Annotated in this window: 8 protein-coding genes and 1 pseudogene; 5 read left to right on the forward strand and 4 right to left on the reverse strand. The window is 68.5% G+C overall.

Annotation, left to right across the window (positions count from 1 at the left end; genetic code table 11):
• Positions 1 to 212 precede the first annotated feature (212 nt).
• From recC to HDG34_RS33345, 3 genes are read left to right on the forward strand one after another with little or no spacing between them, the layout of a single operon-like run.
• Complete coding sequence (gene recC / locus HDG34_RS33335; protein WP_184066751.1) at positions 213 to 3,605, forward strand: exodeoxyribonuclease V subunit gamma; 3,393 nt, start codon at positions 213 to 215, stop codon at positions 3,603 to 3,605.
• Positions 3,602 to 7,333 carry an exodeoxyribonuclease V subunit beta gene (recB, locus tag HDG34_RS33340; protein WP_184066754.1) on the forward strand — a complete coding sequence of 1,244 codons (3,732 nt, stop codon included), beginning with the start codon at positions 3,602 to 3,604 and terminating at the stop codon, positions 7,331 to 7,333. Before recC ends, recB begins: the two co-directional genes overlap by 4 nt.
• Positions 7,330 to 9,426, forward strand: a complete 2,097-nt coding sequence (locus HDG34_RS33345; protein WP_184066757.1) for an AAA family ATPase — start codon at positions 7,330 to 7,332, stop codon at positions 9,424 to 9,426. Before recB ends, HDG34_RS33345 begins: the two co-directional genes overlap by 4 nt.
• Positions 9,427 to 9,481: 55 nt before the next feature.
• Here HDG34_RS33345 and HDG34_RS33350 read toward each other — a convergent pair whose 3' ends face one another.
• Positions 9,482 to 10,123 (reverse strand): VC0807 family protein, encoded by a 642-nt coding sequence (locus HDG34_RS33350; protein WP_090804107.1) that lies wholly within the window; start codon positions 10,121 to 10,123, stop codon positions 9,482 to 9,484.
• Positions 10,124 to 10,300: 177 nt separating this feature from the next.
• On the opposite strand from HDG34_RS33350, the gene arfB reads away from it, so the two are divergent.
• Positions 10,301 to 10,705: an alternative ribosome rescue aminoacyl-tRNA hydrolase ArfB gene (gene arfB / locus HDG34_RS33355; RefSeq protein ID WP_090804108.1), complete on the forward strand. Its 405-nt coding sequence runs from the start codon at positions 10,301 to 10,303 to the stop codon at positions 10,703 to 10,705.
• A gap of 12 nt (positions 10,706 to 10,717) precedes the next feature.
• Here arfB and HDG34_RS33360 read toward each other — a convergent pair whose 3' ends face one another.
• Positions 10,718 to 12,013 carry an EAL domain-containing protein gene (locus HDG34_RS33360; protein WP_184066945.1) on the reverse strand — a complete coding sequence of 432 codons (1,296 nt, stop codon included), beginning with the start codon at positions 12,011 to 12,013 and terminating at the stop codon, positions 10,718 to 10,720.
• 492 nt (positions 12,014 to 12,505) lie between these two features.
• Between HDG34_RS33360 and HDG34_RS33365 the strand changes: the two are divergent.
• A pseudogene (locus tag HDG34_RS33365) lies at positions 12,506 to 12,667 on the forward strand (putative quinol monooxygenase); the annotation flags it as partial.
• 80 nt (positions 12,668 to 12,747) lie between these two features.
• Here HDG34_RS33365 and HDG34_RS33370 read toward each other — a convergent pair.
• A complete protein-coding gene (locus HDG34_RS33370; protein WP_090804111.1) occupies positions 12,748 to 13,005 on the reverse strand; it encodes a DNA-binding protein in 258 nt (85 codons plus the stop codon).
• A 235-nt stretch (positions 13,006 to 13,240) separates the two neighbouring features.
• Positions 13,241 to 13,480, reverse strand: coding sequence for a hypothetical protein (locus tag HDG34_RS33375; RefSeq protein ID WP_090804113.1), 240 nt, complete (start codon positions 13,478 to 13,480; stop codon positions 13,241 to 13,243).
• Positions 13,481 to 13,623 lie beyond the last annotated feature (143 nt).

The raw sequence follows: 13,623 nt of genomic DNA on the forward strand, positions 1-13,623 counted from the left end.
GACTACCTGAATCCATTCACCGAGAAAACCGCAGTTGGAAAGACAGCGCGAAACTGCCGTCGAGTCTAACTGATTTTGCGCGCGTTCTGACCTCGTCCATTCGGCCAGGTTATGCCCTGGGGATGGGTTTGTTATGCTGTCGCTTCAATGTCCGCCGTGGCTCGCGCGCATCGCTCGCGGGCCATCAGCGTGCCAAATGTGATCTGGAATCCATGCTTCAGCTCTTCTACTCGAACCGCTACGAAACGCTGGTGGGCGCGCTGCTCGGCGACCTCGCGCAAGCGCCGTCCGATCCGTGGACCGCGCGGCCCGTGATCGTGCCGAGCGCGGCCGTGCGCCGGCGGCTCGAGCTCGATATCGCCGCGCGCCAGGGCATCTGCGCGAACGTTAACTTTGGTTATCTCGCGCAATGGCTGTGGGCGCAGATCGGCGGCGTGATCGAGGTGCCGAAGCATTCGCCGTTCGCGCCGGACCGGCTCGTGTGGCGCTGCTACCGGCTGCTCGACGACTCAGACGAAGCGCTGCCGTGGAACGCGTCGCCGCGTCTGCGCGCCTATCTCGATGCGGCCGACGCGTCGATGCGCTACGAACTCGCGCGGCGCGTCGCGACCGTGCTCGATCACTATCTGACTTATCGCCCCGAATGGCTGCTGCAATGGCACAAGGGCGGCTCGATCTTCGCGAGCGGCGCGGCTGACGACACCGGTCCGCGTCTGACCGGCGCGAGCGACGCGGCGCGCGAGGACGAGCGCTGGCAGGCGGCGCTGTGGCGCGCGGTGCTCGCCGAGCTCGCGCAAGCCGGCGGTCATGCGCAAACATCCGCGGCCGCGCTGCCGCCCGCGTATCGGTTCCTCGATGAAATCGCGGCGCTCGATCTCGATGCGATCTCGAACGCGCAATGGCCCGAGGCGGTCAGCGTGTTCGCGCTGCCGACCATGCCGCCGCTGCATATCGCGTTGCTGCGTGCGCTGTCGCGCTGGATCGACGTGCGTCTGTACGTGATGAACCCGTGCCGCGAGTTCTGGTTCGACGTGGTCAGCGAAGGGCGCGTGCAGGCACTCGACGCGGCGGGGCAGCTCGACTATCAGGAAGTCGGTCATCCGCTGCTCGCCGAATGGGGCCGCCAGACTCAGGCGCAGCTGCATATGCTGCACGAGCTGACCGAAAGCGCCGCATCGGCCGAGACCGGCGACTTCACCGAAAACCCGGAGCCGAGCTGGCTCGCCGCCGTGCAGAACGGCATCCTCGCTTTGCGCAATGAGGCCGATGCCGACGAGTTGCCTATCGAGCGCGGTATCGAGGTGCACGTCTGTCATAGCCTGTCCCGGCAGCTCGAAGTGCTGCACGATCGCCTGCTCGGCTGGTTCGACGAATTCGACGATCTGCAGCCGTCCGACGTGCTGGTCGCGGTGTCAGATCTCGCGGCAGCCGGTCCGCTGATCGATGCGGTGTTCGGCACCACGCCCGCCGGCGACACGCGCCGCATTCCGTACCGCATTACCGGCCTGCCGCCGTCGCAGGCCAATCCGGTCGCGCGTCTGTTGCTCGACTGGCTCGCGCTGCCCGAGCGCAGCGTCGGCGCGCCGGATCTGATCGAATGGCTGCGCGTCGACGCGGTCGCGGTGCGCTACGGCATCGATGCGAATTCGCTCGAAGCCGCGCAGGAATGGCTCGCGGCCGCCGGCGCGCGGCGCGGGCTCGCGCCGCTCGAACCGGTCGGCGAGCACGTACCGGTCGCGCGTCATACGTTCGCCGATGCGCTGACGCGCCTGTACCTCGGCTACGCGATGCCGGCAGGCGGCGAGCCGGTCGATGCGTGGCTGCCGGTCGAAGGCGCGGGCGGTTCGGATGCTGAACTGCTCGGCCGTCTGTCGCGTTTCGTCGACGACATCGACAGCTTCGCGGCGAGCTGCGCGATCGAGCGCACGCCGTCCGACTGGTCGCAACTGCTGCTCGAAACGCTCGGGCAGTGCTTCGACGGCGGCGTCGAGTTCGCCGATTCGCTCGCGGCCGTGCGCGACGCGCTCGATGCGATGAGCGCCGCGATGCAGGCCGGCGCGCATGATGTGTTGCTGCCGGCCTCGGTGGTGCGCACCGCGCTCACCGAAGCGCTCGATGACCCCGCACGCGGCGGCGTGCCGTGGGGCAGCGTGACGTTTTCTTCGCTGACGAGCTTGCGCGGTTTGCCGTTCCGCGTGGTCTGCCTGCTCGGCATGGACGACGGCGTGCTGCCGTCGCTCGCGCGTGCCGACGAGTTCGACCTGATGGCCGCGTTTGGCAAGGCCGGCGACCGTCAGCGCCGCGACGACGAGCGCAATCTGTTCCTCGATCTGCTGCTCGCCGCGCGCGAGCGGCTCTTCATCGCCTACACCGGCCGCAGCATTCGCGATAACGCGCCGCTGCCGCCGGCCGCGCTCGTCGACGAACTGCTCGATCATCTCGCGCAGGTGTCGGCGGGCGAGGACGCGAGTCCGGCCGGGGTCGACAGCGCGCGGCGCGAGTTCATCGTCGAGCATCCGTTGCAGGCGTTCGCGTCGGACTACTTCGCGGCGAAGCCCGACCTGTTCACCTACGACGCCAATCGCGCCGAGCTGGCCACGCTGCTTGCCGAACCGCAGCATGCCGCCGCCACGCCGTTCTTCGATCAACCGCTGCCGCCGGAAGATATGCACGAGGTGGAGTTCGACGACTTCGTGCGCTTCTGGCGTCATCCGGCGCGCGCACTGCTGCGCGACCGGCTCGGAATCGCGTTGTCGGATGCGCAGGGCGAGTTGCTCGACACCGAGCCGTTCGATCTCGACTATGCGGGCCGCGACGCACTCGCCGAGCGCCTGCTGCCGGTCCTGCTAGACGCCGGCACCGACGACGAGGTGATCTACAGCCGCGTGCAGCGCGTCGCCGAGGCGAGCCCCGAGTTGCCCGGCGGCGCGACCGGCGCGGTCTGGCGCGCGCGCGAGCTGTCCGCGCTGCGGCAGTTGGCGCAAAGCGTGCGGCGCGAAGTGGCCGCGGGCGTCGAGCGCTTGCCGTTCGTGCTCGACGTCTCGCCGCGCTGGCCGCAAGGCGGCGCTGGCACCGACAGCGCCGTCTCCCTGTTTGGCGACTACGACGCGCTGCTGCGCGAGTCCGCCGAAACGCCGCTGCAATTGCGCGGCACGTTGAACCTGCTGACCGGAACGGGACAAGTGATCTTTCGTTATGCCAAAGCCAGCGCGCGCGACTATCTGTCCGCGTGGCTCGCGCATCTGGTCTATTGCGCGGCGCAGCCGGACGGCCCGCGCCGCACCGTATGGCACGGCAGCAACGAGAGCTTCGAGCTCGCGCCCGTCGCGGCTCCGCTCGACGAACTCGCGCCGTTGGCTGCGCTCTTCAATGCCGGCCGCCGGCTGCCGCTGCGCTTTTTCCCGAAAAGCGCATGGGCGCGGCTCAGCGAAAGCGAATCGGCGGCGCAAGGCGTATGGGTCAACGACCGCGTGCGCGGCGAATCCGACGACCCCGCGTTGCGCATCGCGCTGCGCGGCACACCGCTCACGCTCGACGAACCGTTCGGCAGCCTCGCCGCGATCGTCTTCAAGCCACTGATCCAGCATTTGCGGAGCGCCTCATGAGCGACGCGCTGCGCCATCAAAGCCTCGCCGCCGACGAACTCGACGTGTTCGCATGTCCGCTCGACGGCGTGAACCAGATCGAAGCGTCGGCGGGCACCGGCAAGACGTGGAACATCTGCGCGCTGTACGTGCGGCTGCTGCTGGAAAAGAACCTGAACGCGGATCAGATTCTCGTCGTCACGTTCACGAAGGCCGCGACCGCGGAGCTGCACGAGCGCATACGCGGCCGTCTCGCGGAACTGCATCGCGCGATCGAGATGGACGACGACGGCGACGATCCGTTCATCCGCCGGCTGTTCGAAACGACGCTCGCGCCGGAGCGCGGTATCGAGCGCGAGGCCGCGTTGAAGGTCGTGCGCCGCGCGCTGCGCACGTTCGATCAGGCCGCGATCCACACGATCCACGCGTTCTGTCAGCGCGCCTTGCAGGAAGCGCCGTTCGCGGCCGCGATGCCATTCGCGTTCGAGATGGAAGCCGACGACGCGGCGCTGCGTTTCGAACTCGCCGCCGATTTCTGGCGCGAGCAGGTCGAGCCGGTCGCACATGCGCATCCGGCGTTCGCCGCGTGGCTGGTGGCCAAGCGCGCCGGTCCCGCGTCGCTCGACGAGCAGCTGGCACGGCGCCTGAAAAAGCCGCTCGCGCAATTGCGCTGGGGCAGCGTCGACGCGGCCGGCGTAAGCGCCGATCCGCAGGCCGGCTTCGATGTCGCGTGCGCGATCTGGCGGGCCGAACGCGACGCGATCGTCGCGCTACTGGCCGAGGCACAGGAGCGCCTGAGCAAGACCACGCACAAGCCCGATCACGTGAGCGCCGCGATCGCCGCGTGGACCGACTACTTCGCGCAGGGCGATTGCCATGCGCCGCCGCCGCGCGCCGCGCTGAAGCTGATGGCGTCGGCGTTGAAGAAGGCAACCAAGGTCAAGTTCGAGCCGCCCGCACATCCGTTCTTCGAGCATGCCGACGCGCTGGCCGCGGCCGTGGTCGCCGCCGAGGCCGCGCAGCGCGCGCGCTGGCTCGCGCTGGTGCAGACATGGCTCGACTACGCGCCGGCCGAGTTGGTGGCGCGCAAGCGCACGCGCCGCGTTGTATCGTTCGACGATCTGCTCGCGAATCTGTATCGCGCACTGGCCGCGCATGCCTGGCTCGCCGATGCATTGCGTAGCCGCTATCCGGCCGCGCTGATCGACGAGTTCCAGGACACCGATCCGCTGCAATTCGCGATCTTCAGCCGCATCTTCGCGCCGGCGGGACCGCTGTTCCTCGTCGGCGATCCGAAGCAGGCGATCTACAGTTTTCGCGCGGCGGATCTGCATACGTATCTCGCGGCGCGCGAGTCGGCGTCCGCGTGCTACACGCTCGCGGTCAACCAGCGCTCGACCGCACCGATCGTCGAGGCGTGCAACCGCATCTTCGAAGCGAACCGCCAGGCGTTCGTGCTCGACGGGCTCGACTATCAGCCAGTGCGTGCGGGCGAGCGGCGCCGCGCGCCGTTTACCGATCCCGACGCGAGCGGCGGCGACTTCCGCATCTGGACGTTGCCGCGCGGCGCAACGCCGCTGGACAAACGCAGCGCGCAGCGCGCCGCGAGCGAAGCGTGCGCGGCCGAGATCGTGCGGCTTTTGCGAGGGGCGCGCGAAGGTGTCGTGACGATCGGCGACAAGCCGCTCGCACCGGGCGATATCGCCGTGCTCGTGCAGACGCACAAGCAGGGCAGCCTCGTCAAACGCGTGCTCGCGGCGTGGGGCGTCGGCAGCGTGGAGCTTGCGCAGGCGTCGGTGTTCGCGACGCTCGACGCCGAGCAGATCGAGCGCGTGCTCGCCGCCATCGACACGCCCGGCGATCTGCGTCGCCTGCGCGCCGCGCTCGCCACCGACTGGCTCGGGCTCGATGCCGCCGCGCTGTGGCGTCTCACGCAGGTCGCCGATGCGCCCGCGGCCGCGGCCGCGGCCGTTGATGAACCCGCGCCAGCGCTCGACGCCGCCGACGCGATGGGCTGGGTCGAGCGTTTTTCGCGCTACCGGATGCTGTGGCACGAACGCGGCTTCGCGGTGATGTGGCGCACGCTGGTGCGCGAGCTGCGCGTCGCGCAGCGGCTCGTCGCGGGTGTCGACGGCGAGCGTCGGCTGACCAACGTGAACCATCTCGCCGAGCTCGTACAGGCGCGCGCGGCCACCCAGCCCGGCATCGCGCCTACCTTGCGCTGGCTCGCCGCGCAGCGCGAGCAGGGCGGCGGTGACGAGGCCCAACTGCGGCTCGAGTCGGATCGCAATCTCGTGCAGATCGTCACGGTCCATAAATCGAAGGGACTCGAATACGCGGTCGTGTTCTGTCCGTTTCTGAACGATGGCGGCTTGCGCGAGCCGCCCTCGTCGGGCTTGCCCGATGCGCGCGAGTATCACGACGACAGCGGCGACGCGGTGCTGCACTACGGTTGCGACGAAGAGGAAGCCGAGCGCGCCTCGCGTTACGCGGTGCGCGAGCAGGCGGCGGAACGCGCGCGGCTCGTCTATGTGGCGCTCACGCGCGCGGTGTATCGCTGCTACCTGGTCGCGGGCACGTATCTGTCGTCGCGCTCGACGAAGGAGTCGCGGCGCAGCGTGCTGAACTGGCTCGTCGGCGGCAGCGGCCACACGTTCGACGCCTGGCTCGCCGAGCCGCCCGACGAAGCCGCGCTCGCGGCGAGCTGGCAGGCGCTCGCGGGCGGACCGGTCACGTTGCGGGCGCTGCCCGAAGTGACGCGCCGCGTGCCGCTCGAAAGTCTGCGGGATCAGGGCACGCATCTGCACGCGCGCGCGAATCGGCGGCCGTTGCGCGATCAGTGGCGCATGGCAAGTTTCAGCGGGCTGATCGCGGCCGGCGGCAGGAGCGCGGATGCCCACGCGCACGCGCCGCAGGAAGACGTGCGGCCCGACCACGATGAAATCGCCGACGCGCTACCCGCCGCGCCGCTGCTCACGCCGCTCGCCGCGTCGAGCGCCCCGGCGCATGCCGACGACGACATCCTCGGGTTCCCGCGCGGCGCGGCGGCCGGCGATTGCCTGCATCGGATGTTCGAACTCGCCGATTTCACCGAGGCGCGCACCTGGCCCGACGCGATCCGCGGCGCGCTGCGCGAGCGTCCGGCGCCGGCCGCGCCCGAGCTCGCCGCGCGCTTGCCCGCGATGATGCATCGGCTGATCGCCGATGTCGTCTCGACCGAACTCGTGCCGGGCATGACGCTCGCGCGGCTCGATCCGCGTCGGCGCCTGAACGAACTCGAGTTTCTGTTCGCGGCGCCGTCGCTGGATTTTCCGGCGCTGCGCGAGCTGCTGATCGAATACGGCTATCCCGACGTCGCGCTGGAGCCTGGCGTGCTGCGAGGGTTCGTCAAAGGATTTATCGACATGATCGTCGAGCACGACGGCCGCTTCTGGATCGTCGACTGGAAGTCGAACCATCTCGGCGACACCGCCGCCGACTACGCGGCCGCGCCGCTCGAAACGGCGATGGCGAGTCACGCGTACCACCTGCAGGCGCTGCTTTATACGGTCGCGCTGCATCGCTATCTGAAGACGCGCGTGCGCGACTATGCATACGACACGCATATCGGCGGCTACCTGTATCTGTTCGTGCGCGGCGTGCGGCCCGACTGGCGCGATGTCGACGGTGCCGCCGGTGTGCACAGGCGGCGTGCGCCGTTCGAACTGGTGGCGCTGCTCGACGCGGCGATGATCGGAGGTGGCGCATGAGCACGCCCGGCACGCTTGATGAGCGCGCGGCCGCGCCGCTCGGGCTCGAAGACATCGGCGTCAACCTGCCCGCGCCGGCCGATTTCAGCATCGCGCTCGCCGAAGGGTTCGCGCGCCGTATCGGCATGCTCGCGCGGCGCGGTGGCGCATCGACCGAGGTGGTGAAGTGGGCCGCGCGCGGCGCGTTCGCCGCGAGCCGCGCGACCGCCGAAGGGCACGTGTGCGTGCCGCTCGCGACGCTCGCGCGCCGCTTCGACGCGTCGAGCGCCGAAGTGCGCGCGGCGCTGCTCGCGAGCGGCATGGCAAGCGATGGCGCAGCGGACGCGGCGGGCGCGGCGGCGTTGCGCCCGCTCGTGATCGACGCGCAGGGGCGTCTCTATCTCGCGCGCTACTACGACTACGAGCGGCGCCTGGCCCACGCCCTGGTCGCGCATGCGACGGGCGAGGCGAGCACCGCGAAGGCCGACGCGGACACCGCCCCCGCCCCCGCCGCTTTGCGCGAACGCCTGCTGCGCTACTTCGGTCCGCCGCGAGACGACGACGTCGACTGGCAACGCGTCGCGGCCGTGATGGCGCTGTCGGGGCGGCTGACGATCGTCAGCGGCGGCCCGGGAACCGGCAAGACTACGACCGTGGTCGGCGTGCTTGCGTGTCTGCTCGATGCGCGGGCCGATTTGCGCATCGCGCTGGCGGCGCCGACCGGCAAGGCGGCGCAACGGATGCAGGAAGCGTTGCTCGCGCGCGCGGGCGACCTGCCGCCCGAACTCGCCGCGCGTTTGCCGCAGACGTCGTACACGCTGCATCGCTTGCTGGGGTCGGGGCCGGGCGGGCGCTTCCGGCATCATCGCGATAATCCGTTGCCGTATGACGTGGTCGTGATCGACGAGGCGTCGATGATCGACGTGGCGATGGCCACGCATCTGCTCGACGCGATCGGGCCGCAAACGCGGCTCGTGATGCTCGGTGACAAGGACCAGCTCGCCGCGGTCGAAGCCGGCGCGGTGTTCGCCGAACTCAGCGCGCGGCCGGCGTTGAGCGGGAGCGGATTGCGACGGGTCGCGCAGGCGCTCGACATCGACGAGGCGCGGCTCGCGCGGGCTTTGCCGCGCGCGTTGCGTGAAATCGATGAAGCACCGTTGGACGATTTATTTGCGCCGCCCGAGACGCCGCAAACCTTCGAGTCGCCCGCGTCGGGCGATCTGTTCGGTGACGGCGTGACATCGGCGACTGGCGAGCAGGCGGATCGCGATAAGCGATCGGCGATCGAACGTAACCCGCTCGCGGACTGCGTCGTCTGGCTCGAGCGCAACTACCGGTTCGGCCTCGAGTCGCCGATCGGCCGTTTGTCCGTCGCGATTCGCAACGGCTCACCGAGCGCGGCGCTCGACGTATTGCAGATCGACCCGACCGAAGTCTGCGCCGCGGCGCTGCACGAGGACGCTCACACGACGCTGGCCGAGCGCACCACCGCAAGACTTGCCGGTGGCTTCGCGCCGTACGCCGACGCGCTTGCCAGGGCGCTCGCAGTCGATACGCCCGATCCAGTGCCGCTCTTCGACGCGCTCAACCGCTTCCGCATCCTCTGTGCGACGCGGCTCGGACCTCGCGGCGTCGATCAGGTCAACGCGGCGATGGCGGCTGAGGTGCGCCGCGCCGCGGGCGTCACGCTCGCGGTCGGCGCGCAGTGGTTTGCCGGACGTCCGGTGATGGTGACGCGCAACGATTACGCGCTGGGTCTGTTCAATGGCGACATCGGCATTGCGCTGCCGGGCGCGGGTGGCGCGCTGCGCGTGTACTTCCGCACCGGCGACGGCGGTGTGCGCGCGGTGTCGCCGGCCGCGCTGCCGCCGCACGACACCGCGTTCGCGCTGACGGTCCACAAGTCGCAAGGTTCGGAGTTCGAGCAGGCGGTGCTGGTGCTGCCGTCGGCGTTCAGCCGGGTGTTGTCGCGTGAGCTCGTGTATACGGCGATTACTCGCGCGCGCGAACGCGTCGAGGTGATCGGCGCGCGGGCCGTGCTCGCGCAGGCGATCGCGACGCCGACGCAGCGTGATTCGGGGCTGGCCGCGCGGATTGCCGAAGCATCGCGTTGATTGCGCGGCAGCAGGCAGAAAAAGCGAAGTGGCGGACTTGTGGTGCGAGCGGCGCTCAACCGGCAACCCCGCTCGCCCGCTCGATGGCCTCGACGCGGCTGCGCATCGTCCTGCGATACCACAGTGTCCACAGCGCGAGTCCCGCGTAGATGCCGTAGCCGATAAACGGCGACACGACGAGGAAACGTTCGATCGGCCACGTCAGCGCCATCCACGCGCGTAGCGCGGTTTCGGCGGTCAGCCCGATGCCCCACACGAGCGTCATGGTTCGCATCGCGGTGGCGAGACCGGGGCGCTCGCGCCATAGCGCCTCGAAATGCGCGGCGCCGCCTTCCATTTCGCGCGCGACCGTCGCGCGCGCGAGGTAGAAGATCAGAGGACGACGCATCGGCAGTGACAGCAGGAACACGACGCCGACCGCGCCGGACACCAGCGACTCGCGCAACAGCAGCATGCGCGGACTGCCCCCGAGCGCCATGGCCGCGACCGACAGCACGATGCCCGCCACCACCATCACGCTGAGCGCATCGACGCGCCTGAAGCGCGCGAGTTCGATCGCGCTCCACACGAGCGGCGGCACGGCGGACGCGATTAGCGCGCCGGTCTCGCCGACCCGCGGCAACGCGAGCCGGTAAGCAAGCCACGGCAGCAGAAAGTTGACGGCCAGTTCGAGCACGAAACCGGGACGGATTTTCATATGAATTTACGTCGTAAGCGAAAGAACCAGTATCGATGAACCGGTCGGGCCGACGCAAATGGTTTTTTTCGTAGCGTTCGCGAGCCGGTGCCGCCGGGCGCTCCGCCGCCTTCCCGCGAGTTCGGGCATCTCGCGCCGAGCGCTTGTACACTGACGCATCTTCCTTGCCGACCACCCATGACATCCCGCTATCCGGTCCCGCCCAACGAAATCGAATTGACCGCCGTGCGCGCGCAGGGGGCGGGTGGTCAGAACGTCAACAAGGTGTCGAGCGCGATCCATCTGCGTTTCGACGTGCGTGCCTCGTCGCTGCCGGAAGTGCTGAAGATGCGTCTGCTCGCGCTGTCCGACCACCGGCTCACGCGCGACGGCGTCGTGATCATCAAGGCGCAGGAGCATCGGACCCAGGAGATGAACCGCGCGGCGGCGCTCGCGCGGCTCGATGAACTGATCGAAAGCGTCAGCGTGACCCGCAAGCATCGGGTCGCGACGCGGCCGACCCGCGCGTCGAACCTGCGGCGGCTCGACAGCAAGGCCAGGCGCAGCGAGGTCAAGTCGGGGCGCGGCCGCATGCACGAGTAGCGGCGTGGCTCGCTAACGTCTCGCGCCGCGTCTGCCGGTGCGCACATCCGGCGGCGACGCCTCCGGCACGAAGTCGACGCACAGCACGTGCGTGCCGTCGCGCTCGAACGCGATCGCCGCGGTGTAGCAGTCCTGACCATCGGCGAGCGAATAATGCGGCCCCATCATCGCGACGCGGCCCGGCGCCGCGAGCGCGTGCCGGAAATACGCGCGACGCGACCAGTTGCTGCGCGTCTCCGTATAGAGCGGCGCGAGCCGCTTCGGAGGCGGGGGGACCGACGCCGCCGTCACCGAAGGCTGGGTCTGCTCGCCCAGGCCGTCGGTGAGGAACACGCGGCGCGCTTCGGGCAGATGCCAGACCTTTTGCGCGGCCTGTTCGAGGTCACCGGTCGCCTTGTAGGTGTCGGCGGCGGCCAGCACCGCTTCCGCGAAGCCCTCGAACCCGAGCCGCTGGTGGCCGGCGTTCGCACGCTCGTATTCGGCGAACTTGCTCCAGATCGACGCGACGAGCGCAGGCACCTTCGTGCAGGCGGCCAGCACGCTGCTCTCTGGCTGACCGAACCAGAACCCCTGCACGAAATCGACGTCGGCCTGCATCAGGATCATCAGCTCTTCATCGGTTTCGACGCCTTCGGCGAGCACGAGCGTGCCCGACTGATGCAGCATCGCGATCAGATGGCTGATCATCGATTCGTCGCCCTCGCGCTTGCCCGCGCGCGCGACGAGCGAGCGGTCGAGTTTGACGATGTCGGGGCGGAAGCGCCACACGCGATCGAAGTTCGAGAAGCCGGTGCCGAAGTCGTCGATCGCGATCAGAAAATCGCGCGGCTGCGAGGCGGCGAGCATGCTGGCGACGGCGGATTCATCGTCGGCGGGCTGCTCGAGCACTTCGATCACGATGCGCTCCTGCGGCAGCCCGAAATGCGCGGACAACTCGTCGATGAAAGCGCGCTGCGGCCAGCCGGTTTCGAACACCTGCGGGCGCGTGTTCAGAAACAGCCACCCGGTGCTGATGCCTTGCTCCATGAAGTTCGCCACATGCAGGCAGCGCGCGATGCGATCGAGTTCGCGCGCTTCGCCGGCCGAGCGCGTGCCCGAGAACAATACTTCGGGCGAGACGGGCAGACCGACCGGATCGAACGCGCGCAACAGCCCCTCGTAGCCGACCACGCACTGATGCGTGACCGACAGCACCGGCTGGAACACGCTGTGCAATGTCAACGCGCGCCAGGTCGCGGTCCAGCCCGACTCGCCGCGGACCAGGTGCGGGAGCAGGCCGCTCACGGTCAATTCGCTGACGGATGGCATAGAAGCGGGCATGAAAGCTGACATGGGATCGTTGCGGCATGGGAATGAAGGGGCACGCAAACCCATTCGGCGCGTAGCGCTCGCACACCCGAAGCGCCGCCGGAACGAAACGAATGTGTCCCGCGAACACGGAGGGCGGTGCCAGCCACGCTGGACTCCGGCGAATTGGTCAAAATGAGTCTAGCAGTTTGCAGCGCGCGACAATGTGCGGGTTATCACAAACGCATGGGCGCGAAAATTGTCTGCAAAACGGCTGCCTAGGGCCGTGCGGCAATCCGTTGCGGTAATGCGCCGGAGCGTCCCGCGCGCTTGCCACGCGCGAAACCGATTCTCAATCGCAATGAGTTACCGTACCACGCCGAGGGTAGCAGGGCGCCCAGTGGTCGCCCGCCAAACTCCAGGCCGACGGTGCTCACATGCTAGTGCCGCTGTAGGCGCTGATGCGGCCATTCGGGCGGCGGGCTTGGCACTGCTCTGCCGGGCGGATTTTGGCGCGACGTGCAGGAGTCGCGCCGGTTCGTGTTCATCGAGCGGTGGGAAAGCCAGGATGCGCTCGCGGCGCATGCGAAATCCGCGCATATCCAGGCTTATAAGAAGGCGGCCGCGGATTGGATCGAGCACGCGGAGATTCGCGTGGTGTCGAAAATCGCCTGAATTCGGGCGCGGGCGTCAGCGGCGCGCGGACACGCTGGACAGGTGGGGCGGCCCTGAGGCCGCCGGCGCGCCGTCAGCGATCAGTGGGTTGCTTGCGGGACATCGAGAATCAGGATGATGGTCCAGTCGGCGTCGCCGTCATGGTGATACTGGCGCTCCGCGACAATGAACGGCTCCTGCTTGCCAGCCGGGCCGAGAAACAGCACGTCGCCTTCCATCGGCAGGCATTCGACGGGCGGCAGCGCGAGGTACGCTTCCTGACCGCCACGCGGCATCAGTTTTTCGATCTTGCGAGATGCTGCTTCGGTCCATTCGATATCAAGCTGGATGTTGCTCATGCTGTCCTCCGCACCAGGGTGCGCACGGGTTAGGGGATGCCGGCGGCTCGCCGGTCGGTGCGCGACTTTAGCATACAGAGAGCAGAGCGCCGGCGGCTTGCCAGGCCGGTGCACGCTCGGAGTGCCTTGCCAGCAGCGAGCGGGTCGCACAAATAAAAAAAGCCGAAACGGGCGCTGCCAGCTTCGGCTTTTTCACCTTCACGACGAGGCCGCGAGGCGAAATCCGCGAAGTCGTTCAGGTGCCCGACGCGTCGGCACCCTTCTTCGGATGATGCGGAGCCATCTTGTGATGCTTGGCCGGCGCGGCCGGTGCGCTTCCCATCGACTGCTCGCGGTTTTGCAAATCTTGCGCACGCTGCTCGACGTCGGCGGCCTTCGCCGGATCGGTGCTCGTCGTGATGCCGTTGTCCTGCGCGTGAGCCGCGCCGGCTGCGGCACACAAGGAAACCAGGATCGCCATGGACACTTTCTTCATCGTTACCTCCGTAGAATGGTGGTGGACCCGAGTATTGCCTGTCCAGTGGGAAAGACAATGCATTCTATCGAGCAAACTCTTCTCCAGCCGATGGCTTTGTAACCGTGCTCAACACTTGTTACGTTTTGTAATAACCGGGCGCT

Origin of the sequence: Paraburkholderia sp. HC6.4b (assembly GCF_014200875.1) — a bacterium.
Classification (GTDB): Bacteria; Pseudomonadota; Gammaproteobacteria; order Burkholderiales; family Burkholderiaceae; genus Paraburkholderia; species Paraburkholderia tuberum.

Excerpts from the sequence above, each read along its gene's own strand:
- recC (WP_184066751.1), top strand. The coding sequence starts at position 213 with ATGCTTCAGCTCTTCTACTCGAACCGCTACGAAACGCTGGTGGGCGCG.
- recB (WP_184066754.1), top strand. The coding sequence starts at position 3,602 with ATGAGCGACGCGCTGCGCCATCAAAGCCTCGCCGCCGACGAACTCGAC.
- HDG34_RS33345 (WP_184066757.1), top strand. The coding sequence starts at position 7,330 with ATGAGCACGCCCGGCACGCTTGATGAGCGCGCGGCCGCGCCGCTCGGG.
- HDG34_RS33350 (WP_090804107.1), bottom strand. The coding sequence starts at position 10,123 with ATGAAAATCCGTCCCGGTTTCGTGCTCGAACTGGCCGTCAACTTTCTG.
- arfB (WP_090804108.1), top strand. The coding sequence starts at position 10,301 with ATGACATCCCGCTATCCGGTCCCGCCCAACGAAATCGAATTGACCGCC.
- HDG34_RS33360 (WP_184066945.1), bottom strand. The coding sequence starts at position 12,013 with ATGCCATCCGTCAGCGAATTGACCGTGAGCGGCCTGCTCCCGCACCTG.
- HDG34_RS33370 (WP_090804111.1), bottom strand. The coding sequence starts at position 13,005 with ATGAGCAACATCCAGCTTGATATCGAATGGACCGAAGCAGCATCTCGC.
- HDG34_RS33375 (WP_090804113.1), bottom strand. The coding sequence starts at position 13,480 with ATGAAGAAAGTGTCCATGGCGATCCTGGTTTCCTTGTGTGCCGCAGCC.